Consider the following 21,169-nt stretch of genomic DNA (forward strand, 5'->3'; position numbering starts at 1 on the left):
CTGATTTCTGCACACATGTCGTCCTCGTCTCAGGCTTCTCCGACTGAATCTTCTTCGTCCGATACCACTGCGCTGCCTGCCAAGCTATGGGCCACGTTGAGACGCATCCTGAGCATCGCAGCGCCGTACCGCTGGCGGCTGGTCGCGGCGATCGTGGCAACCTCGCTCGGTGCGCTGGTCGCGCTGGTTGTACCTCTCGGACTACGTGAGCTGCTAAACGCGGTCTTTGAAACTGCCGACCGTGCCCTGCTCGACCGGCTCACGCTGGGCCTGGTAGTGCTCTTTGTGCTGCAGGCGCTCTTTAGCTTTCTGGGATCATACGGGCTGGAGTGGACGGGCGAGCGCGTTGTTACGGATCTTCGCAAGCGGCTCTACGCACACCTGCATCGGCAAGACCTTCAGTTTTTTGCGAACCGCCGCACCGGCGACCTCACCTCGCGCCTCACCAACGACGTAAGTTCAGTGCGCGATGCCGTAACGCAGGCGCTCTCGGAGTCGTTCACGCAGGTGCTTTCGCTGGTAGGCTCGGTGGCGCTCATGGTTATTCTTAACTGGCGCCTTAGCCTTATTATCTTCGTGGTCGTCCCTGTCGTAACCGCTGCAGCCATTGCCTTTGGGCGCTGGATTCGCCGTCTGGCTCGCACAATTCAAGACGAACTGGCCGACACCACCGCCATCGCCGAGGAGTCTATTGCCGGAATGCGCACCGTGAAGAGCTTTGCGCGCAGCAGCTACGAAACCGAGCGCTACCATACAGCGGTCGAGCAGCTCTTCAACACAGCCCACCACAAGGTGTGGGCCTCTGCGCTTTTCTCTGCAAGCGTCAGCTTTCTCTTCTTTGGCGCGCTGGTTGCCATCTTCTGGTACGGCGGTACCGAAGTACTGGCCGGGCGCCTCACTACCGGCGACCTGGTGGCATTTATCTTCTACGCGTTCAACATCGCCCGCAGCGTGGGCGGGCTCTCTCGCCTCTACAGCACACTTAACAGCGCAGCAGGCGCCTCCGAGCGCATCTTCCAGCTGCTTGATGAGCCCGCAACCGACGCCGATGACCCCTCGCTGCCCGCCCTGCCCCCGATTGAGGGGCGGGTCTCGTTCGAGTCCGTAACGTTTGCCTACAATCCAGGCACGCCGGTGCTGCACGACCTCTCGTTCACCGTGCCTGCCGGACAGACCGTAGCGCTCGTGGGGCCCAGCGGGGCCGGTAAAACTACGCTCATGAGTCTCCTTCCGCGCTTCTATGAGCCCCAATCAGGCTGCATTCGGGTGGATGCATCCGACATTCGCTCCGTGACACGCAGCAGCCTGCGCGAGCAGCTTGCGCTGGTATCGCAAGACGTCCATCTCTTTAACGCGACCATTCGCGAAAACATCCGTTACGGCGCGCTCAGCGCGTCCGATACCGCCATCGAGGATGCCGCCCGCGCCGCCAACGCCCACGGATTCATTACCGATCTTGAGGGCGGCTACGACGCCGAAGTCGGCGAACGCGGCGTAAAGCTTAGTGGCGGACAGCGGCAGCGCGTTGCCATTGCGCGTGCGCTTCTGCGCGACGCCCGTATCCTTCTGCTCGACGAAGCCACCTCTGCGCTTGATGCGGAATCGGAGGCGGAGGTGCAAGATGCCCTGGAGCGGCTTATGGAGGGCCGCACCACGTTCATTATTGCCCACCGCCTGGCTACGGTGCAGAATGCCGACCGCATCCTCGTGCTCGACGAGGGCCACCTGGTGCAAGACGGCACCCACGACGAGCTGCGAAACACACCGGGCCTCTACCAGCGCCTGGCTGACTTGCAGTTTCGGGAGGATGCCAACGCTTCGCTGCGCTCGTAAACGATCTTCTGCAGCAGTACCTTTTCTTCAAAGCATGCCTACTCCAAAAAACATCAGGGCTTCCTATTCTGCGAGCACATCGCGAAGCGTGTAGGCATTGTATCGCATGAGCGCTGCATAGGTCAGGCGCTCATCGTTCCCTCCGACCGGGTCAAGCCCGGCTGTTTTAAGACGTGCGCCTTCAATCACCGAACGCGATGACGTAGCAGGAAGCTGCAGCTGCGTAATCATAGCATGCGCCTCTGCATCGCGGGCATGCTCAATGAGCGCATGAATGCGACGCGCTGATGGCTCGTGTGCCGGGCTACGCTCTACCACTGCCGCAAGCTCCAGGTTGTAGCGCGTAGCAAAGTAATGCAGGAACGGTTGAGATGTGAGAAACGCCCGGCTGCGTACGGGCGCAAGCAGCGTGTCGATCTCTTGATGGAGAGCCTGTAGCGAATCGGCAAACGTAGACGCATTAGCACGATATGTGTCGCATCCCTCTGCATCTACGGAACAGAGCGTATCGGTGAGCGCGGGCAGCAGCGCCTCTACCGCGAGCGGATCGAGCCAGAAGTGCGGATCGACATCACCCGGACGATGGTCGTGCTCATCTTCGGCCACCGTGCGTTCATCCATATGAATCGGGTCAACAGGGAAGGTGTGCCGGTAGCTTTCAGGGAGCAGATCGATGAGAGCAACATGGCGCGGCGCGTCCAACTGCGCGGCCCATTCGTCGAGATCGGCGGCTCCGTACAGGAGTGCGCTGCTCTGCCCGGCTGCCCGTACCGTAGACGGACGCGGGTCGAAAGTGTGCGGTGAATCGCCAGGCGAAAGGATTGCTGTCGTGGTTGCACGTCCCTCAACCACCGGCTGCACGATAGACTCGAAGGCAGGCAGCGTAACCATATACTGAGGCGCGTTGGTCTGCGACGAGGTGGGCTCAGCATCGCCACAGGCCGATAGCAGCCACGCTGTACTGGCCAGCAAGAGTATGGGTATCCATCGTGTCATACCGCTCTGTGTTTTGCCATTGTATATTGGTTCTCAATCATGGCCCAACTATACACACGCTGTGTGTACCTCGTTGACTTAAATACATGAACCCTTCCGTAAGAACCTTGATTGCTCAGCATATTGGCTGCAGGCCCACCCGATAAGATCCCATAGCAGGTTAAAACGGTAGGCAGCTGGGCAGTGTAGCGTGCGTGTCTACTCCTGTACACGCGCTTCCGTGATGCGGTAGTAGAGCCCCATATCGTCGTTCTCCAACACATGCATCGTTCCCTGCACGGCTACTGCGTCGTACGTAAAGTCTGTATCGTGCTCAGCATGTACCTCGATCATCGACTCGGGGCCTTCGTTGTCGCAGAAAAAGCAGCCCTGTGAGGGGTTGCGTGTCAGCAGAAACGTTCGCTGCCCCCCACCCACTTCGATAGGCATGATGAATCCTTCGATGCGTACGGCATCTCCATCGAGTGCTTTGACATCATCGGAGAAGTTTAGAACCCACTGGCGCTCAACCTGTTCGTAGTCGACTTCCGCCAGCGTATCCCACGAGATAGCCTGCTGGGCCGCTGCCTGTTGGGGAATAGCGAACGCGCCCACAATCAGGACGAGGGAAAGGAATGTACTGCATAGCTTTGCATGTGTCATGGCACGTAATGTGGTTTATGGCAAAGAATGATGGCAACGATAAGTAACGCATGTTACTGCTCAAGCACGAGCCAGCGTGTCAGCAATATCAGTCTGATAAGCCTGGTATGCTGGTATGAGCGCGGTGACGAGCCCAACTCCCAGTGCGAGGGCTACGAGCCCCCATTCTTCCGACACCCAGAGCCAGCCTGTTATGCCTACCTGGTTGGCCTGCTGGATGGTAGACGCCAGCACTTCCGTTGCTCCATGTCCGAGCCCCAGCCCCATTAAAAGTCCGGCCGCGGCAAAGAGGAAGCCTTCGAGTAACACGAACTGAACCAGTGTACCACGCGAGGCGCCCAGTGTGCGCAGCACAGCCAGGTCGTAGCGTCGCTCTTTCATCGCGTTGTAGAGCGCAATGAAGATGCTGAGGGCAGCTACAACGATGAGCAAGATCCCGAACGCCCGTAGCATATCGAGTCCGATGCCAAGCAGGTTCGTAAGACGTGCCGTTTCAAAGGCAGGCGCGGCAGCCTGAAGGTCGGTTTGGTTGTTTACAAACCGTGGGAATGTAGCAGCCGCTATAGGGGAACGATACTGCACGAGCAGAGCGGTATACTCACGATCGAGGTCAAATACATCGGACTGCACACCCGGCGGAGGTGCTGCCTGCAGCGGTCTTTCGGCCGCGCCCGATGGGGATGCATCCTGATCAGCACGATGCCCGGCACTGCGCTCGTGATCATGGCCGTTCTGGCTATGGCTGTGGTCATCGGAGGCCTCGTGGTCATGGCCTGCTCCGTGCCTGCTGTGCTCATCTCCATCGCCTCCATGACCATGATCGTCATGCACGGCCCACACAGTCTCGACGCTGGTAAGCACGAGCCGGTCGATAACCGTTCCAGTGGGCGCCATGATCCCCGATACCGTGAGCGGAGCATCGTCATGGGCATGTGCGGTCGCATCCCCCATGCCATGCGTGCTGAATATAGTATCGCCCACCGCAAGCCTTTCGTTCTGCGCAACGCGGTGTCCTACCGTCACGGTGTAGGTATCGCCCCACCATTCGCCGGAAGAGAGCGTAGCGTCGTACAGCTCCGCATAGGCACGCTCTGTGCCCACAATACGATAGCCCCGATAGCTGTCGCCCAGTGCCAGCGGGATGGCTGACGCTACGGCAGGGTGCGACTGTATTGGACGGGCCGATTCCACCGAGATATTGCCGGTGGGTGCATCGAGATGATAGACCGACGACAGCACCATCTGCAGCGGACTCCCTGTGGCACCGACGACGGCATCGATGCCTTGTGCATCGCGCTCCAGGTTATCCTGTACCTGGTCGCCAAAGAGCACGAGCACAACGATGGATGCAATGCCCAGCGCCAGCAGCAGTACGTTGAGTGCTGTAGAGAGCGGGCGGCGCGTCCAGTACGACAGACTGAGCGAGAAGGCATTCATACAGACTATTCGGTTACGAGGTCGCCAGAGAAGCGCTCAATGTGTATGTGCTGGAAAAACGCTCTTTCACGCGCGCATCGTGCGTAGCGATGAGTAGCGTTGCGTTGTGAGCCTTTGCCTGAGATTGGAGCAGGTCGAGCACCTGCCCGGCCCGCTCGTCATCCAAACTGGCGGTCGGCTCGTCGGCCAAGAGCACGTCCGGGTTGTTCATGACGGCCCGCGCAATGGCCGCCCGCTGCTTCTGTCCGGCACTCAGGGTGTGCGGATATGCGTCTGCTTTTTCTATCAGATCGACTTGCTCTAACAGGGCAAGCGCACGACGCCGATCTTGTGGAAGTCCGGCCATGTAAGGCGCCATAAGCAGATTTTGAACGACCGTGAGCGTATCCAACAGATGAAGCTGCTGGAACACAATGCCGATGTGTTGCCCTCTGAACCGGTCGAGCGCGGCTCCCTGCAGGGTGTGCATATCGCGACCGGAAACCACAACCGTTCCTGACGTCGGTGTAAGCACACCTGCTACAATGTGCAGCAGCGTCGATTTTCCGCTTCCAGAAAGCCCGAGCACAAGCTGATGCTCGCCCTGAGCAACCTGCAGGTCTGGCAGCGCGACGACGGTTTTCTCATCGTACCGGTGAGCTACATCGTTCAGACGAATCATAGGGTACACCCAAATATACACACTGAGTGTTTATTCGTATGTATATAAAAAGCAAGCAGTGTGTTCCTGCTTTTGGACGTTTTGCGTTCTGCGGTCTGTTACTTATCTGCTTATCTGCGCCGCTTTGCTTACTGCGTAAGGGCCGGTGCATTGGCCTGCTGGCTGCTCACGATTTACGACAGGTTCGCACTTCTCTTCCTCGTAGTTTACTACCCTTTCACCTGAAAGGGGAATATGCCCAGCCTCCGCTCGTAATGAACCGACGTATTCAGTCCCACGCTTACTGAGCTGAGCTCAGTGTTCGTCTGAAGTCGCGGGATCGGTGCATCGTTACGCTTGTGTGCCGTATCTACTTCATACCGCCGCCACCTTGTCAAACGACTGTATCTATGGCATCCCCTTCCAGCAACGAAAAGCTCGCAAAGACACTGGGCCTCAAAGATGTGTTTGCGATTAGCGCCGGAGCTATGATTAGCTCTGGGTTTTTCCTGCTTCCAGGCATCGCTGCTGCAGAGGCAGGACCCTCGGTGGTGCTTGCCTACTTTTTAGCTTCGGTGCTTGTACTTCCTGCGCTCCTAAGTCAGGCCGAACTATCAACTGCGATGCCAAAGGCTGGGGGTACGTATTATATTCTCGATCGCAGCATGGGGCCTATTGTTGGTACGATTGGAGGACTCGGCACGTGGCTGGCTCTCACGCTGAAAAGCTCTTTTGCCCTGATCGGAATGGGCGCGTACCTTACGCTCTTCATCGACCTGCCAATGGTACCAACGGCGGTAGGACTGGTCATTCTGTTTACGCTGCTTAACATATTCGGCGCCAAAGAAACCAGCTCGCTTCAGGTGTTTCTCGTGGCTGTGCTGCTCGTCGTGCTCGTCGGTTTTACAGCGTTTGGGCTTCTTGAAGTGCAGCGCCTGGGCATCGCCGAAACGACAGGCGAAAAGTTCACGCCCTTCATGCCATTTGGGTTCGAGTCGCTCCTGGGCACAATTGGGCTGGTCTATGTATCCTATGCCGGTCTCACTAAGATCGCAAGCGTCTCTGAGGAGGTCAAACAGCCCGAACGCAACATTCCGCTGGGTATGCTCCTGGCGCTCGGCGTAACCACGCTGGTATACGTACTGGGTGTGTACGTGCTCGTAGCCGTTCTCGAAGCCGACACGCTCTATGCCGATCTTACGCCTATCGCTTCAGCAGGCGCCGTTTTTCTCGACTGGATGCCCGGTGCGCTCGGTACCGGCCTCATTGTGGTGGCTGCAGTGGCTGCATTTGCTTCTACGGGGAATGCGGGACTGCTCTCTGCGTCACGCGACTTTCTCGCGATGGCACGCGACCGCCTTATGCCCGACCGGTTCACGCAGATTGGCAAATACGGAACGCCTGTGCCTGCCATCTTACTCACATCTGCATTGATGATCTTTTTCATTGTTGGGTTCGATACCGAGGCTGTTGCAAAACTCGCAAGCGCATTTCAACTCATCGTGCTCGGGTTTATCAACCTGGCCGTTATCGTGATGCGCGAGAGCCGGCTTGAATCGTACGACCCCGACTTTCGCTCTCCTTTCTACCCCTGGATTCAGCTGGTCGGCATCGGCGGTGTGCTGATTATTATCCCCGAGATGGGTTTGCTATCTGTGCTCTTTTCGGGTGGACTCGCTATTCTCGGTATCGTTTGGTACATCTATTACGCCAGCGATCGCGTGTCGCGTTCGGGTGCGTTTCGTACTATCCTGAAACGCCTGGGTGGACCTGCCAAGCAGCTCGATCAGGATCTACGCCAGATCATGAAAGAAAAGGGGCTCCGCTCCGACGACCCTTACAACGAGATCGTATGGGATGCGCACATCTTACAGCTCGATCCATCAGACACCTGGGATGACTTTCTCGACGAGGCCTTTACGCATATGGACGAACTGCAAGAGCCTGTTGGCGAGGATGTCTTGCGTAAGGCCTTCGAAGAACGTACCGATATAAGCTGGACGCCCGATGATCAGGGCATTTCGCTTCCTCATATGCGCCTCAGTTCGGTTGACGACTTCAAACTTGTGATGGGCCATGCACCTCATGGACTGAACACGCCCAATGCCGAGAATCCGGTGTATGCCGTCTTCTTTATGGTCGGCCCCGACGACCGTCCACGTCAACACTTGCGCATTATGGCAGCCATGGCCGATAAGTCAGAGGAAGAAGGATTTGTCGAGGCGTGGCGCGAAGCCGGTGATGAAGAAACGCTCCGCCAGTTGCTCTTCCGCAACGAGCTTGTCGTGGAGATCGAAGCACCCCACAACACAACCGTGAAAGAGCTGAAGCTTCCTGAAGGGTGTCTTGTCTCGTACGTCTACCACGAAGGCGAAATGACAACTCCCGGTGGGGACACTCCCGTACATGAAGGAGATACCCTTGTTATTATCGGATCTCAGGAGGGGCTGCAGCGAGTGCGCGAACAGTATTCTACTGTATAAGGCAAGGCTGCTTCCGCGCTGCCTCTCCATAAGCCATACGCTGCGCGCCCTCCTATTGCCTTCCTATTATCGTGCGTGTGTAAATAAAAAACGCCCTCAGAAGTGTATATCTGAGGGCGTTTCTCATTATGTGATTGCCGGGTGCCAAGAAACCTGCTGCTGGATGCCGGCAGTATCTTGACCGGTACGGCTTAACTTCCATTGTTATTAGCCCGGCGCTGCTCAGCCGCTCGCTGCTCCATCTGTCGCGCCGATTGCAGCGCGGCACGCATGTCAGCACGCTGGCTGTAGGAGAGTGCAAACTCGGCAGAGCCGATGGTTAACTCAACCGATTCGGCCTGCGCGATGCGTTCAAAGATGGATGGGCTGAACGTTGCCGTCTGCATTTCAAGGACCGTATCATCCATGCGGCGCATCCGGCTCTCGGCGTCTTGCGACTGCACGCGCTGGCTATCAATCCAGACAAGCACACGGTCGGCGGCTGACATGTCAGTCGGACGCGGCGCGAACCCGTAGAACACGAGCTGCCAGGTGGCAGAGTCTGTGTTCGGGTTGTAAGCATACTCAACCTTGTATGCCATGTCATCGCCTTCATAGTTCTGCACAGATACGTCACGCAGGTCGTCACTCACGACACGCTGCATCCCGGTGATGTCGCTCACACGCTCTTGGATCTGTGCTGTAGCTACTGGTGCGGTGAGCAACATAGCAAGTACGAGCACTGCGGCAAAGGATATCAGTCGGTTCATAATGGAAAATTGAGTCTCAGGAGAAGGGCGCGAAGAACCGTTGCAGGACAACTAACTCGGCATAGACGGAAGCGTGCTCGCACGCTCTTGCCAAACTCTACTCTGCATATGGGACGTACAGGCGAGCAGTCCAGTGGCGCATTCGCAATTCAGCTTAATGCTTACATAAGATTACGCCGCTTTGATAAACCCTTCAATATGTACTAAGATTCTTGAAAGCGCTTACGAAATCGTCCATTATCGCTTAACATCTGCATGGTACCTCGACCAAAACGTTTCTAAACTAAAAATTAACAATCACGGTCGAGAGGATGGTTCTTGCACCGAACGTGCAAAGGGTGCATATGGCCTGCTATTGGTCTCCTTTACAAGACGCTCCACAAATTCTTTAAGTTAGATCTTGACTTTTTCGGAAGCGCTTCCTACTCTCAATCTAAACGTTTGGAATATTCCAAACGATAAAAAAGATGTAGATGTAGACGATCTTCCGTTACGTGAATGTTCAGAGATATGGTGACTGCTATGAAACAGTTATGGACCGTGTTAGGGATTGCTCTCCTCTTCGGAGGGCTCACAGGGCTAACGACAACGCATGCCCAGGGCGTTCTGGCAGGCGAGGTGATTGATGCAGAAACTGAAGATGCGTTGCCCGGCGCAAACGTGGTGCTTGAGGGTACCTCGTATGGAGCCAGCACAGGAGCCACCGGCACATACCGCATCGAAGGCATCCCTGAAGGGGCCTATACCGTGCGCGTATCGTTCGTAGGCTACGACGCAGCCACCTTCGATGTAGAGATCGAGTCAGGCGCAACCACTACGCGCAACTTCGCCCTGCAGCCACGCACCTTTCTGGGCGATGAGGTCGTCGTAACAGGTTCGCGCCGTGCTGAAAAGGTACTCGACTCTCCCGTTAATATTCAGGCTATCTCGGCCGATCAGCTTCAGCAAGCGGGTGGCGGCACGTTCCTTTCAGCGCTCTCGAACCTTAAAGGGATTGACTTTGTCGATGTCGGTATCAACGGGCAGGGCATCTCTGCGCGCGGATTCAACAACCATTTCAATACCCGTATGCTGTCGATGACCGACGGCCGCGTGGCCCAACTGCCCGGGACGGGGCTTCCGCAGGGTAACTTCCTACCCACCTCCCAGCTCGATGTACAGAGCATCGAAGTCATCGTAGGCCCGGCCTCTGCACTCTACGGCCCTAATGCGCACACCGGCGTGGTCAATGTGATCACGAAGAACCCGTGGGATGAATCGGGAATTGCGCTCGATATGCGAGGCGGCAATAACGACCTGTTCGACGTGAATCTGCGCGCGGCAGGTATCTTCAACGATAGCTTTGGATGGAAGGTAACCGGACAGTACCTGACGGCCAGCGACTTCCGCCCGGAGCGGCGCCCGGCTCCTGATGTAGCCGCTGGCGAGGTGCAACCCCACTACTACAGCGGCCTTTTTGAGGCTGACCTGCTCGATAATTATGATGTCGAATCAATCAGCACAGAAGCAAGCCTCTACTACCAGTTCGCAGGCGACTGGATGCTCGAAGGGAGTTTCGGGTTCTCCGAGAACGACAATCTGGGACTTACCAACAATGGACGCAACCGCATTGACGGCTGGCAGGTCAACTACCAGAACCTGCAGCTTAGCAGCAGCAATTGGTACGCGCAGTTTACACGCACAGCCAACGACGCAGGCAACACATACCAGATCAATGGGGTGGCAGCTGCTGCTGCAGGTCTCCTTGCTGATCCCGACAACGGCATTAACAGTATCTCTGACGTCGACCTGCCTGCGCTGCGCGAGGATAACCGCTTCACCGATAAAGGAGAGCTTCTCGACAGCGAACTGCAGTATACCAACAGTGTCGGCAGCCTGGAATTTGCAACGGGCCTGCAGCTACGCCAGTACAACCCAGACTCAGAAGGTACCTTCCTGGCCGACGGTGAGGGCCAAGACATCAGTGCCACCGAAGTCGGTGGATATGCACAGTTCGACTACTACATGATGGATGAGCGCCTGCGCCTGAACGCTGCAGCCCGCCTCGACGACCATAGCAACTACGGAACACAGTTCAGTCCGAAAGCCGCACTCGTGTACACCGTAGCGCCCGACAACAACGTACGTATCGGCTACAACCGGGCCTTCAAAAGCCCAACCGTTCTCGAAAGCAATCTGCTGATCTCTGTCCTTGGCGCGCCCATCTTTCAGGGCAACATCAATGGATATACGATTCGTGACCAGGCAACCGGAGACGTTGTAGGTACGGTCGACCCGCTCTCGCCTGAGGAGGTGAACTCGATCGAGATCGGATACAAAGGTGTGTTGGGCAATCGACTCTTTGTGGATGCCGTTGCCTACAACTCCTGGTACAATGACTTCATCAGCCCCCTTTCAAATGTCGCAGATCCGCTCGGCATCCTAACAGGCGCCCCCTCAGGGACCATTGCGACAGATGCGGATGGAAATGTCATAGCGGAAGGCACAGGTCTCGATGGCACGCTCTCCACATACTTTAACTTCGGGGAAGCCACCGTACGCGGTGTCGAACTGGGCATCGACTACATGGCCAGCGAGCAGTTTAGCCTGTCGGGGAACGTAACGTGGATCGACCTCGCCGACTTCGACTCGGGCGACACCGGGTCTACCCTCGACCTCAACGTGCCCGACCTTAAGTTAAAAGGATCCGCTACCATGCGTAACGTCGGGCTCGACAACTACTCCATCACGCTGAGTGGGCGCTGGCAGTCTTCATACGTCTTCCGGGCTGGCTACTGGAATAGCGAACTCATGTTTGACGACGGCGAAGTCCCCTCTCGCTTTGTTGCTGACCTGAGCGTTAACTACACCATTCCGCAAGCTGGCGTTAACCTGCAGCTCAGCGTGTCAAACCTGTTCAACGATGAAGGCATCGACGTGCTGGGCAGTCCGGTGCGCGACCGCCTCATCTGGGTTGGTGCCACCTACCGGTTCGACGGGCTGCGGTTTTAGGCCTAACTCCCTCTGTGGGGACACGGCGCACCGTGTCCCCACTACGATATGATACCGTGTTTTCTCAAAACGAATAACGAATCGTATGTCTGAACCAACTCGTCTATCGGGCCGCACCGCTATCGTAACAGGCGGCAGTCAGGGTATTGGGCGCGCCACCGCGCTTCGCTTTGCCCGTGAGGGCGCCCAGGTTATTGTGGCTGATGTGAATGCCGACGCGGGCGCTGACACGGTCGATGGCATCACCGAAGCAGGTGGCACGGCGCTGTTTGTGGAATGCAACGTGGCCGACCGGGCCTCTGTCGATGCGCTGATGGAATCGACCATTGAGGCGTTCGGCACGCTCGACATCCTCGTAAACAACGCCGGCATCACTCGCGATGCCACACTCAAAAAGATGGATCCGGATGACTTTCGGTCGGTGATTGAGGTCAACCTGGAGGGCGTCTTTCACTGCACACAGGCCGCCTATCCGCACCTGTCGGCCAGCGAGCACGGACGGGTGCTGAACGCGGCATCGGTTGTGGGACTGTACGGCAATTTCGGGCAGACAAACTACGTGGCCAGCAAGTCGGGGGTGATTGGCATGACCCGCACCTGGGCCCGTGAGTTTGGCCGCGACGGCATTACCGTCAACGCGGTGGCACCGGGCTTCATCGAAACGCCCATGGTAGATACGGTGCCCGACAAGGTGCTCAACAGCCTCAAGGAGAAGACCCCACTGGGTCGCCTGGGCACCGCCGAAGATATCGCGAACGCGTACACCTTCCTTGCCTCCGACGACGCAGCCTTTATCACCGGCGCGGTGCTCAGCGTGGATGGCGGACTGGTCATGTAGGCGACGTACGCTTCGCATCCCCCTGTACCTTTTTCTTTACTGGTCGTATCATTCCGAACTCGCACGCCCCCTCATGCCACACGCCGCACACATCATCGGAACGGGCCTTTACGCGCCCGACCATGTCGTTTCGAATCAGTATTTTAACGACCTCTACGGAGAAGACGTCGATAGCTTCCTGCGCACCCATCGTAACATCAAGGAACGCCGGTACGCCACGGAAAACCAGTCGACGTCCGACCTCGCCGTGCAGGCGGCAAAACAAGCGCTCGAACAGGCCGAATGCGACGCCGCGGACATCGACCTGATTGTGCTCTCGACCGATACGCCGGACTTCCTCTCGCCTGCTACGTCGGCTGTGGTGCAAGATAAACTTGGCGCGCGCAATGCCGCCACGTTCGACGTAAATACGGCCTGTGCAGGCTTCGTGACGGCGCTCGACACGGCCCGCAAGTTCATGGAGTCTGACACGCAGTACCAGTACGTGCTCGTGATTGGCGCCTACCTGATGAGCCGGTTTATTGACTACGACCAGAAAAATACGGCCTCCCTCTTTGCCGACGGTGCCGGGGCTGCTGTGCTGAAACGCCGCGAAGGATCCGGGGGGATTCGCACGGCCCGCCTCGACACAAAGGGCGAGTACCACGGCTATATGGGCATTTACACCGGCGGAAGCGACCGGCCCGTCACCGAACCGAATGGGCGCGTGCAGAAACTGGAGTTCCGCAAGAAATTCCCCGATGGCTTCAATCCCGACCAGTGGACAGCCCTCGTTCGCACGCTCGCCAACGACCTGGATGTGACGCCTGCTGATGTCGATCGCTACTTCTTCACACAGATCAACATCACCAGCATCCAGGAAACGCTCGACCGGCTGGGCCTGCCCGCCGAGAAAGCGCATAACGTGATGGATCGCTTCGGCTACACCGGCAACGCCTGCATCGCCATGGCCCTCGCCGATGCCGACGCGAAGGACCTGCTCTCAGAAGGCGATCTCGTCTTTCTAATTGCCTCGGGCGGCGGGGCGTCTATTGCGGGGATGGCGCTGGAGTGGGGGTGAGGTATCTGACTGTACAGGAGTGCTGCGCCTACCGGCGGGGTGTCCCTTTTGTCTTGATACAAAAGGGACTGAAAAAATCAAGGCGGTGAAGAAAACGCCTGATGTCGGCTCTGTTCGCGCTGAAATTTATCGAACTCGTTCGCTGACGCTCACTCAAACAAGATAAATTTCGGACGCGCGCTCTGCACCTCCATCCAGGCGGTGTTTTCTTCAAGGCCGGGCGTTCTCTGCGATGCTGACCTGCTACCCCTTTTTGAGCTATGCTCTCTGTAACCATCTCCTTGGCATTCAGCAGATGCGACGGGAGACAGAGGAACTTGCCTACTTCGTAGGAGACCTTCTGACGACGCATCTGCCGAGTGTAGATGCCACGCTCAAGGAGACATTAATCGTGAAGGGGGCAACACTCCACAACTTGAGTTACCTAACCTACGCAATACATCACCATGGACCTCTCCGCACTTGGCGAAACCGGCTTTGCGTGGATCTTCTTTATCGTTTACCTGGTGCTCGTAAGCATCGCTGCGTTCGTAGGCATCAAGAAGATGAGCGGGTTTGCCTCGTTTTCTGTGGGAAGCCGCACCGTAAGTCCCGTTTTTGTCGGAATGTCGCTCGCTGCGAATCTGACCAGCGCCGCCACGTTTATCATCAACCCGGGGCTCATCTACCTGTATGGCGTATCTGGCGTGCTGGGCTACGCGGTGGCGATGCCGCTCGGGGTGTTTCTGGGGCTTATCGTCTTCTCGAAGGCATTTCGTACGGTGGGCGATGAGGTTACGGCGCTCACCGTACCCCAGTGGATTGGCGACCGATTCAAAGATCAGCGCCTCACGCTCTTCTTTGCTGTTGCCAGCCTCCTCCAAATCGCGTTTCTGGTGCTCATCACCGTAGGCCTCTCGCGCGTGCTTGCCAGCGTTCTCGGCGTAGACGTGTTTCTGGCCATGGCATTCGTTATCATCTTCCCGCTCATCTACATCATGTCGGGCGGGGCCAGTGCGCACACGCTCACAAACTCGGCGCAGGCTATCATCATGATCGTGGTTGCCGTCCTGCTGATCGGGTCTGGGGCCCCTTATTTCGTCGACGGCATCAGCGGCTTCTTTGAACGCCTTGCCGATGTAGATCCCTTGCTCGCTCAGCCCACCAACCCGGAAAGCCTGCTCTTCCGCGATTACTTCGAGGTCGTGTTCTGCAACTTCTTGATTGGCATCGCTATCGTGAATCAGCCCCATGTGATGTCGAAAGCGCTCTACCTGAAGAATGCGCGCGATGTGAACAAGTACCTGGCAACAGGCATCATCGTGCTCATCCTGTTCTTCGCCGTGATCCTGATCGGGCTCTATGCGCGTATCCTCATGCCCGAGGCCGGCGCCATGATGCCCGACGACGTGGTGCCCACCTACATTGTGGAGGTCTTTGGACCGTTCGTGCGCTCGATCATCCTCATCGGACTCGTCGCCGCGGGCTTCTCGACAATGGAGGGACTGCTTGTCGCGCTCTCTACCATCTTTTCGAACGATGTGTACCGTGTGCTGGCTACGCGCTCGGGCAAACTCTCGGAGCAGGAGATCGAGGAGCGGGGCGTGCGGTACAGCCGTTACTTCTTGCTCGCGTTGGCTCCGGTTGTCGCGTTGATCTCATACGGACAGATTACCGACCCAAACCTGTCGGTCGCCATTCTCGGACAGAACGGCGTGTATGCGCTCTTCTCGGCTACGTTTGTCCCGATTCTGTTTGGCATCTTTGCGCGCGGCATCCCTAAAACCGTCGTGCTGGTGGCTGCCGTAACCGCACTGGTGGTGCACTTCGGGATGTACTATGGTGAAATCACCATATATGCCAATAACCCCGCCGTACCCGCTACCGCGGCCTTGCTCACCAGCACAGCCATCGCCCTAATCGGCTTCTGGATCTGGGGCCAGCCTGCCCTGCCCGACACGGCAGAGGCGCCTGCTACCGAAGCCGACGCCGATGCATAACCGGTGTATAGCCGATTCATAGCCGCACGGGCGCATAGCCGATGTGCCCAGGCCGATGTGTACCAACAAACGTCTCCAGCGAACAGCCAACCCTGCCTCCTCATGATTCGCACCGACTGGACGGAACGCCACGCGCGCTACACACCCAACGCACCCGCCCTCGTGTGGGCCCCCACCGGACGCATCTACACGTATGCCGACCTCCACGAGCAGGGCGAGCGCCTCGCGCATCAACTGCAAAAGAGGTTCAACCTGAGTCCAGGCGACCGCATCGGCATCCTGGCCGAAAACAGCATCGAACACGTGCAGCTGTTCGTTGCTGCTCAGAAAGCGGGATTCGTCCTGGTCCCGCTCAACTATCGGCTTACGGCCTCAGAGCTACAGTACCTCGTTGACGACAGCACTCCCTCGGTGCTGTTTGTAGCCGACGATCACGCAGAGACAGCGCAGTCGCTCGACACCTTGGCACATCTGCTTCCATTGGAGGCTGTGGAGACGTCCATCCAGAGTGCACCCGAAAACGCCAGCGCTCCAGATGGAGCCCCCACGCTCGATGATCCGCTGATGATTCTCTACACCTCGGGCACCACCGGGCGTCCGAAGGGAGCCATCATCTCGCACGGGATGCTCTTCTGGAACGCCGTCAATACCGAAATGCGCCTGGACCTCACCAGCGCCGACCGCTCCTTCAACGCCGCGCCGTTCTACCACACCGGCGGATGGAACGTGCTGCTTACGCCATTCCTCTTGCACGGCGCCACCACGCATCTCTATCCCGACTTCGACGCCGACACGCTGCTGCGCGACTGCGACGCCGAGGCGTTCACGATTCTGTGGGGCGTACCCACCATGCTCAAACTGATGTCCGACAGCACTGTCTTCGACGAGGTCACGCTCGACACCATACGCTACGCCATCGTGGGCGGCGAGGCGATGCCCGAACCACTCATCCGTACGTGGCAAGACAAGGGCGTACCCATCCGACAGGGCTTCGGCATGACTGAGGTCGGCGTAAACTGCTTCTCGCTGCCCGCCCGCGACGCCCTCCACAAGATCGGCTCCATCGGCTTCCCCAACTTCTACATCGACACGAAAGTGGTAGATGACGACGGCACCGAAGTGCCCCCGAACACACCCGGCGAGCTGCTCATGCGCGGTCCGGTCGTTACGCCCGGCTACTGGCGCAATGAGGAAGCAACCGCCGAAGCCATCGATGCAGACGGCTGGTTTCACACCGGCGACCTGGTGGAGGTGGACGACGAGGGCTACTTTTTCGTGGTCGGACGCAAGAAAGAGATGTACATCAGCGGCGGCGAAAATGTGTATCCGGCAGAAATCGAAGCCGTGCTGTATGAACACGACGGCGTGGATGAAGCGGCTGTTATAGGCGTGCCTGATGCCCAGTGGGGCGAGGTCGGCGCCGCATTCGTATCCGGCACACAGTTGGATGCCGAGGTCCTGCGCACGCACTGCACAACGCACCTGGCGCGCTACAAAGTGCCCAAATACATCGAGATCCGCGACGTCCTCCCCAAAGGCCACAGCGGCAAGATCCAGAAGAGCGCGCTGCGTGAACAGTTTTCAGCGCATGCTTCATGACTCAAAAGTCCGACAGTTCTCTTACACAATCGCCACACCAGCCATGATACGATCTGTCCTCTTTGCTTTTGCCCTGAGCGCCCTGCTTTGCATGCCTGTAACTGCCCAATCAACTGAGACAGACCCGCTCCCGCACTATCCCGATGCGCCGCTCGAAACCGTCGTGGTTGAAGACGACACCCTGGCATACATCGACACCGGCGGCGACGGGCCACCGCTCGTGCTGGTTCACGGATTGGGCTCCAACCTCTCGCTCTGGCGCGACCACATCGAACCGCTCTCGGCAGAGCACCGCGTTCTGGCTCTCGACCTGCCCGGATTCGGGGTGTCAAGCAAGCACGATGTATCGGGGCGCATGACGGACTTTGCGGCTTCGGTGCGCGGGTTTGTGGATACGCTGGAGCTGGCACCGGTTACCTACGTAGGCGTATCGATGGGCGGGCAGATCGGGCTGACGCTCGCGATGGAAGCCCCTGAAACGGTCGAACGCCTCGTGCTTGTGTCACCAGCAGGCATCGAAACGTTCACCGACGAACAGGCAGCCGGACTGCGCCAGATGATGACGCCCCAGGCCATTGCCAGCGCCGATTCGTCAGCTATCCAGCAGAACACCGCTGCCAACTTCGCAAGCTGGTCCGACGACTACGCCTGGCTCATCAAGCAGCGCCATGCCTTGGCTGAGCGCGATGATTTTGAGGCGTATGCACGTGCTAATTCAGCTTCGGTCGCGGGCATGGTCGACGAGCCCGTGTACGACCACCTCGGCACTGTGCAGATGCCCACACTCGTGCTCTACGGCACGGGCGACAAGCTCATTCCCAACCCGTACCTGAACCCGCAGTGGGATACGCAAGCCATCGCCCAGCGCGCCGCGGAGGCACTGCCCAATGCTACCGTCCACCTCGTGGAGGATGCCGGACACCTGCTTATGATTGAACAGCCTGATGCCTTTCAGAAGCACCTTCAGGAATTTCTGGCCCGAAGCGAGTAGCCATTGCGCGGCTACCCTGTACACAGATTCTGTGCGTAGTTATTCTGCCTTCAGCCACCGCATGACAGCCTGTGAATGTTATGAAAGCCTGCTTCTTTTATGGTTGACAGCTGCTTCCTTGAACCCTATACTTGCAGTGCCCCTGTATGTAACCATGTAGCTACACGCCTCTGGCTGGCTTCCACTGGAATGCTACTGCAACGCGATCACAGCAGGGTCCTCAGGAAGGTCGAAGACGGGCCTACGCTTTCGCAGATATCCAGATGTTCATGTGTACGGAGCAATGGACACGGGTTATGTCGTTGCTGGATCAGGCGCTGCAGCGACCTGTGCAGGAACGCACTGCTTTTCTGGAGACCGTCTGCGACGACCCGGCTCTTCGCGAAGAGGTCGAAAGCATACTGAAGGCAAGCGAGGCCTCTCTGGACTTTCTGAACTTCCTGGATCAGGGGGCCGCTGCCGCTTCGATAACGCTGGTCGAAGATGAAGTCGACCTGGATGCGTATGACGGGTCTCAGGTGGGCCCCTACCGGCTCATTGAACGCGTGGGCACCGGGGGGATGAGCGTGGTCTATCGCGCGGAGCGGGCAGATGGACACTACGAGCAGCACGTCGCCGTCAAGCTGCTCCCCCGTCATTTCGAAACCGAGCACCGGGTTGCGCGCTTTCAGGCAGAACGGCAAATTCTGGCGCGCCTGAATCACCCCAACATCGCGCAGCTGCTCGATGGCGGCGTCACCGCAACCGGGCAGCCGTATCTCGTGATGGAGTATGTGGATGGCGTTCCCCTTACTACATACTGCGCCACGCACGCCTGCTCGCTCAACGAACGCCTGCAATTGCTACACACGGTGTGTGGCGCACTGCAGCACGCGCACCAGAATCTGGTGGTGCATCGCGACCTGAAGCCGGAAAATATTCTGGTGACCGAAACAGGCGCGGTAAAGCTGCTTGACTTCGGAATCGCCAAGCTGTTGCAGCCCGAGCAACACGATGAATCTAACGCGCTAACGCGCACCGGCGAGCGTCCGATGACGCCGGGCTATGCATCGCCCGAGCAGATTACGGGCGATGCCGTGACCACCGCTACCGACATCTATCAGCTGGGCGTGCTCGCCTATCACGTCCTCACGGGCACTCACCCATTTCGTGGAACGGCGTCTGAGCTGCAGCAGGCCATCCTCGAAACATCGCCCCCGCCTCCTTCAACAGCTGCACGCAAGCACACTGAACCCGATTCTGAGTCCGCCATCTTGTGCCCGAGCCAGCGGCTCACAGGCGACCTCGACACGGTCATACTCAAAACGCTCCGCAAAGAGCCTGAGCGCCGGTATCGCTCGGCCCAGGCCCTCGCCGCCGACCTGGAGCGCTACCTCAACGACCGTCCCGTACAGGCCAAACCCTCAACGATAGGCTACCGAACGCGCAAGTTCGTAGAGCGCAACAAAGCCTCCGTGCTGGCAGCGATCGTCGGGGTTATTCTCTTTGCTGTTTCAGGTCTATTCCACGTGTATCGCCTGTCAAACGAGCGCGATACAGCCCAGCGCCATGCTGAGACTGCAGAGGCCGTTACAGCGTTTATGGTCGACCTGATCGAAATGGGCGACCCTGCTGAAGCACGTGGCGGCGCCATCACCCCTCAAGACCTGCTCGACCATGGCCTGGCACGTATCGAACATATGCAGGGCCAGCCCGAGGTTGAAGCGCAGATGCGCCTTGCTCTTGGACGCGTCTACCGGCGCGTAGGGGCATACGACACGGCGCGCCCACTTATCGAACGAGCGCTTGCCCTCCAACAAGAGCATCTGCCCCCAGATCACCCGAGTCGGGGCGAGGGCCTGAAGCAGATGGGTGCCTTGCTCGCTGCGACCGATGCATTTGAAGAAGCGGAGACTGCCCTGCGCACGTCCATTTCGATCTGGAGCCAGCACGGGGAAACCCATGTCCTCGACCGGACCCGGGCGCAGCACCGGCTTGCATACGTACTGCGGCGGCAAGGCCAGTACGAACAGGCCGAAGCGCTGCATCGCGACAATGTAGACGTACGGAGCGCTGCGCTCGGTCCCAATCACCCCCAGACGCTGCAGAGCCAGAAACGGCTTGGCATTACGCTGCACAACCAGGGCGCCTATGCCGAAGCCGAAGCCATGTACAAGCAGGCCCTTCGCGGACAGCGCAATGTGCTGGACGAGCCTCATCCACAGATAGCTGTAAGCCTGAACAGCCTGGGGGCCCTTTACATGAATCAGGGGCGCTTTCAAGAAGCCGAACCATTGCTGCGCGAAGCCCTGCAGATGCGCCGCGCGCTCTTCGGGGATGACCACGAGACCGTCGCGCTCACCCTGAACAACCTGGCTATGACTGTGCGTGACCAGGGAGCCCTTGCGGATGCCGATTCGCTCTTTGAAGAAGCGCTGGCGCTGCGCCTCCGCATTCACGATACGCCCCAGACCGGCACCGCCATGACGCTCCGTGAGCGGGGCATGCTCTACCTGTACAGCGAGCGCTTCACAGAAGCGCGTGATGCATTCAAAGAGGCCCTGCACATCTTCGAAGATATCCTGCATCCCGAGCACTCCTTCGTTGTACGCACCCAGCTCGACCTTGCGTATGCGCAGCGTATGCGGCAGCCTACGTCCAGCGCCGCTCCAAACGCAGAAGCAGCGTTTCGGTCGGTGCAGCGCATTCACCCCGACAGCTCGCTGGAGCGTGGGCTCGCCAACGTACACTACGGCATGATAGCAGCCCATCAAAACCAGCACGCCCGCGCCGACTCGCTCATCAACGCAGGCGTTTCCATCCTCGATACGATGGATGGTCCGCAGCCGGGCCCAAGTATCCGACAGACCTATGCGCAGACGCATCTGCAGCGGCTACAGCAGATGGAACGCCATCCGACAGAACGCCCCCCGACCCAGCCCTGATGTAAGC

14 protein-coding genes are annotated in these 21,169 nt (G+C 58.3%); 9 read left to right on the forward strand and 5 right to left on the reverse strand.

Annotated elements, in window-relative coordinates; genetic code table 11:
• Positions 1 to 15 precede the first annotated feature (15 nt).
• Positions 16 to 1,833 carry an ABC transporter ATP-binding protein gene (locus PPP56_RS12865; RefSeq protein ID WP_353564471.1) on the forward strand — a complete coding sequence of 606 codons (1,818 nt, stop codon included), beginning with the start codon at positions 16 to 18 and terminating at the stop codon, positions 1,831 to 1,833.
• Between the two features lie 63 nt (positions 1,834 to 1,896).
• Here PPP56_RS12865 and PPP56_RS12870 read toward each other — a convergent pair whose 3' ends face one another.
• From PPP56_RS12870 to PPP56_RS12885, 4 genes are all read right to left on the reverse strand, one after another.
• The gene (locus tag PPP56_RS12870) at positions 1,897 to 2,829 is read right to left on the reverse strand and encodes a metal ABC transporter substrate-binding protein (RefSeq protein WP_353564458.1); all 933 of its coding nucleotides are present in this window, start codon (positions 2,827 to 2,829) and stop codon (positions 1,897 to 1,899) included.
• 198 nt (positions 2,830 to 3,027) lie between these two features.
• Positions 3,028 to 3,471, reverse strand: a complete 444-nt coding sequence (locus tag PPP56_RS12875) for a DUF3299 domain-containing protein (protein WP_353564459.1) — start codon at positions 3,469 to 3,471, stop codon at positions 3,028 to 3,030.
• A gap of 60 nt (positions 3,472 to 3,531) precedes the next feature.
• Positions 3,532 to 4,908, reverse strand: coding sequence for an ABC transporter permease (locus PPP56_RS12880; protein WP_353564460.1), 1,377 nt, complete (start codon positions 4,906 to 4,908; stop codon positions 3,532 to 3,534).
• Positions 4,909 to 4,921: 13 nt separating this feature from the next.
• Positions 4,922 to 5,569: an ABC transporter ATP-binding protein gene (locus tag PPP56_RS12885; RefSeq protein WP_353564461.1), complete on the reverse strand. Its 648-nt coding sequence runs from the start codon at positions 5,567 to 5,569 to the stop codon at positions 4,922 to 4,924.
• A gap of 389 nt (positions 5,570 to 5,958) precedes the next feature.
• On the opposite strand from PPP56_RS12885, the gene PPP56_RS12890 reads away from it, so the two are divergent.
• Positions 5,959 to 8,031 carry an amino acid permease gene (locus PPP56_RS12890; RefSeq protein ID WP_353564462.1) on the forward strand — a complete coding sequence of 691 codons (2,073 nt, stop codon included), beginning with the start codon at positions 5,959 to 5,961 and terminating at the stop codon, positions 8,029 to 8,031.
• A gap of 191 nt (positions 8,032 to 8,222) precedes the next feature.
• Here the strand turns inward: PPP56_RS12890 and PPP56_RS12895 are convergent, their stop codons facing one another.
• Positions 8,223 to 8,780: a hypothetical protein gene (locus PPP56_RS12895; RefSeq protein WP_353564463.1), complete on the reverse strand. Its 558-nt coding sequence runs from the start codon at positions 8,778 to 8,780 to the stop codon at positions 8,223 to 8,225.
• 522 nt (positions 8,781 to 9,302) lie between these two features.
• Here PPP56_RS12895 and PPP56_RS12900 point away from each other — a divergent pair.
• The 7 genes from PPP56_RS12900 to PPP56_RS12930 all read left to right on the forward strand — a co-directional run bounded on the left by PPP56_RS12900 (position 9,303) and on the right by PPP56_RS12930 (position 21,162).
• Entirely contained in the window at positions 9,303 to 11,771 is a 2,469-nt protein-coding gene (locus PPP56_RS12900) for a TonB-dependent receptor (protein ID WP_353564464.1), read from the forward strand.
• 85 nt (positions 11,772 to 11,856) lie between these two features.
• Entirely contained in the window at positions 11,857 to 12,609 is a 753-nt protein-coding gene (gene fabG, locus PPP56_RS12905) for a 3-oxoacyl-ACP reductase FabG (RefSeq protein WP_353564465.1), read from the forward strand.
• A gap of 73 nt (positions 12,610 to 12,682) precedes the next feature.
• Complete coding sequence (locus tag PPP56_RS12910) at positions 12,683 to 13,669, forward strand: 3-oxoacyl-ACP synthase III family protein (RefSeq protein ID WP_353564466.1); 987 nt, start codon at positions 12,683 to 12,685, stop codon at positions 13,667 to 13,669.
• A 446-nt stretch (positions 13,670 to 14,115) separates the two neighbouring features.
• Positions 14,116 to 15,648 carry a sodium:solute symporter family transporter gene (locus PPP56_RS12915; RefSeq protein ID WP_353564467.1) on the forward strand — a complete coding sequence of 511 codons (1,533 nt, stop codon included), beginning with the start codon at positions 14,116 to 14,118 and terminating at the stop codon, positions 15,646 to 15,648.
• Positions 15,649 to 15,750: 102 nt separating this feature from the next.
• Positions 15,751 to 17,247 (forward strand): acyl-CoA synthetase, encoded by a 1,497-nt coding sequence (locus tag PPP56_RS12920; protein ID WP_353564468.1) that lies wholly within the window; start codon positions 15,751 to 15,753, stop codon positions 17,245 to 17,247.
• 43 nt (positions 17,248 to 17,290) lie between these two features.
• A complete protein-coding gene (locus PPP56_RS12925; RefSeq protein ID WP_353564469.1) occupies positions 17,291 to 18,238 on the forward strand; it encodes an alpha/beta fold hydrolase in 948 nt (315 codons plus the stop codon).
• A 296-nt stretch (positions 18,239 to 18,534) separates the two neighbouring features.
• Entirely contained in the window at positions 18,535 to 21,162 is a 2,628-nt protein-coding gene (locus PPP56_RS12930; protein ID WP_353564470.1) for a serine/threonine-protein kinase, read from the forward strand.
• Positions 21,163 to 21,169: the final 7 nt, after the last annotated feature.

Source organism: Longimonas sp. (assembly GCF_040409695.1).
Lineage (GTDB): Bacteria > Bacteroidota > Rhodothermia > Rhodothermales > Salinibacteraceae > Longimonas.

What these genes read in the sequence shown, in the direction of transcription:
- PPP56_RS12865 (WP_353564471.1), top strand. Translation starts at nt 16, where the DNA reads ATGTCGTCCTCGTCTCAGGCTTCTCCGACTGAATCTTCTTCGTCCGAT.
- PPP56_RS12925 (WP_353564469.1), top strand. Translation starts at nt 17,291, where the DNA reads ATGATACGATCTGTCCTCTTTGCTTTTGCCCTGAGCGCCCTGCTTTGC.
- PPP56_RS12930 (WP_353564470.1), top strand. Translation starts at nt 18,535, where the DNA reads ATGTCGTTGCTGGATCAGGCGCTGCAGCGACCTGTGCAGGAACGCACT.
- PPP56_RS12920 (WP_353564468.1), top strand. Translation starts at nt 15,751, where the DNA reads ATGATTCGCACCGACTGGACGGAACGCCACGCGCGCTACACACCCAAC.
- PPP56_RS12900 (WP_353564464.1), top strand. Translation starts at nt 9,303, where the DNA reads ATGAAACAGTTATGGACCGTGTTAGGGATTGCTCTCCTCTTCGGAGGG.
- PPP56_RS12885 (WP_353564461.1), bottom strand. Translation starts at nt 5,569, where the DNA reads ATGATTCGTCTGAACGATGTAGCTCACCGGTACGATGAGAAAACCGTC.
- PPP56_RS12895 (WP_353564463.1), bottom strand. Translation starts at nt 8,780, where the DNA reads ATGAACCGACTGATATCCTTTGCCGCAGTGCTCGTACTTGCTATGTTG.
- PPP56_RS12880 (WP_353564460.1), bottom strand. Translation starts at nt 4,908, where the DNA reads ATGAATGCCTTCTCGCTCAGTCTGTCGTACTGGACGCGCCGCCCGCTC.
- PPP56_RS12875 (WP_353564459.1), bottom strand. Translation starts at nt 3,471, where the DNA reads ATGACACATGCAAAGCTATGCAGTACATTCCTTTCCCTCGTCCTGATT.
- PPP56_RS12890 (WP_353564462.1), top strand. Translation starts at nt 5,959, where the DNA reads ATGGCATCCCCTTCCAGCAACGAAAAGCTCGCAAAGACACTGGGCCTC.
- PPP56_RS12915 (WP_353564467.1), top strand. Translation starts at nt 14,116, where the DNA reads ATGGACCTCTCCGCACTTGGCGAAACCGGCTTTGCGTGGATCTTCTTT.
- PPP56_RS12910 (WP_353564466.1), top strand. Translation starts at nt 12,683, where the DNA reads ATGCCACACGCCGCACACATCATCGGAACGGGCCTTTACGCGCCCGAC.
- PPP56_RS12870 (WP_353564458.1), bottom strand. Translation starts at nt 2,829, where the DNA reads ATGACACGATGGATACCCATACTCTTGCTGGCCAGTACAGCGTGGCTG.
- fabG (WP_353564465.1), top strand. Translation starts at nt 11,857, where the DNA reads ATGTCTGAACCAACTCGTCTATCGGGCCGCACCGCTATCGTAACAGGC.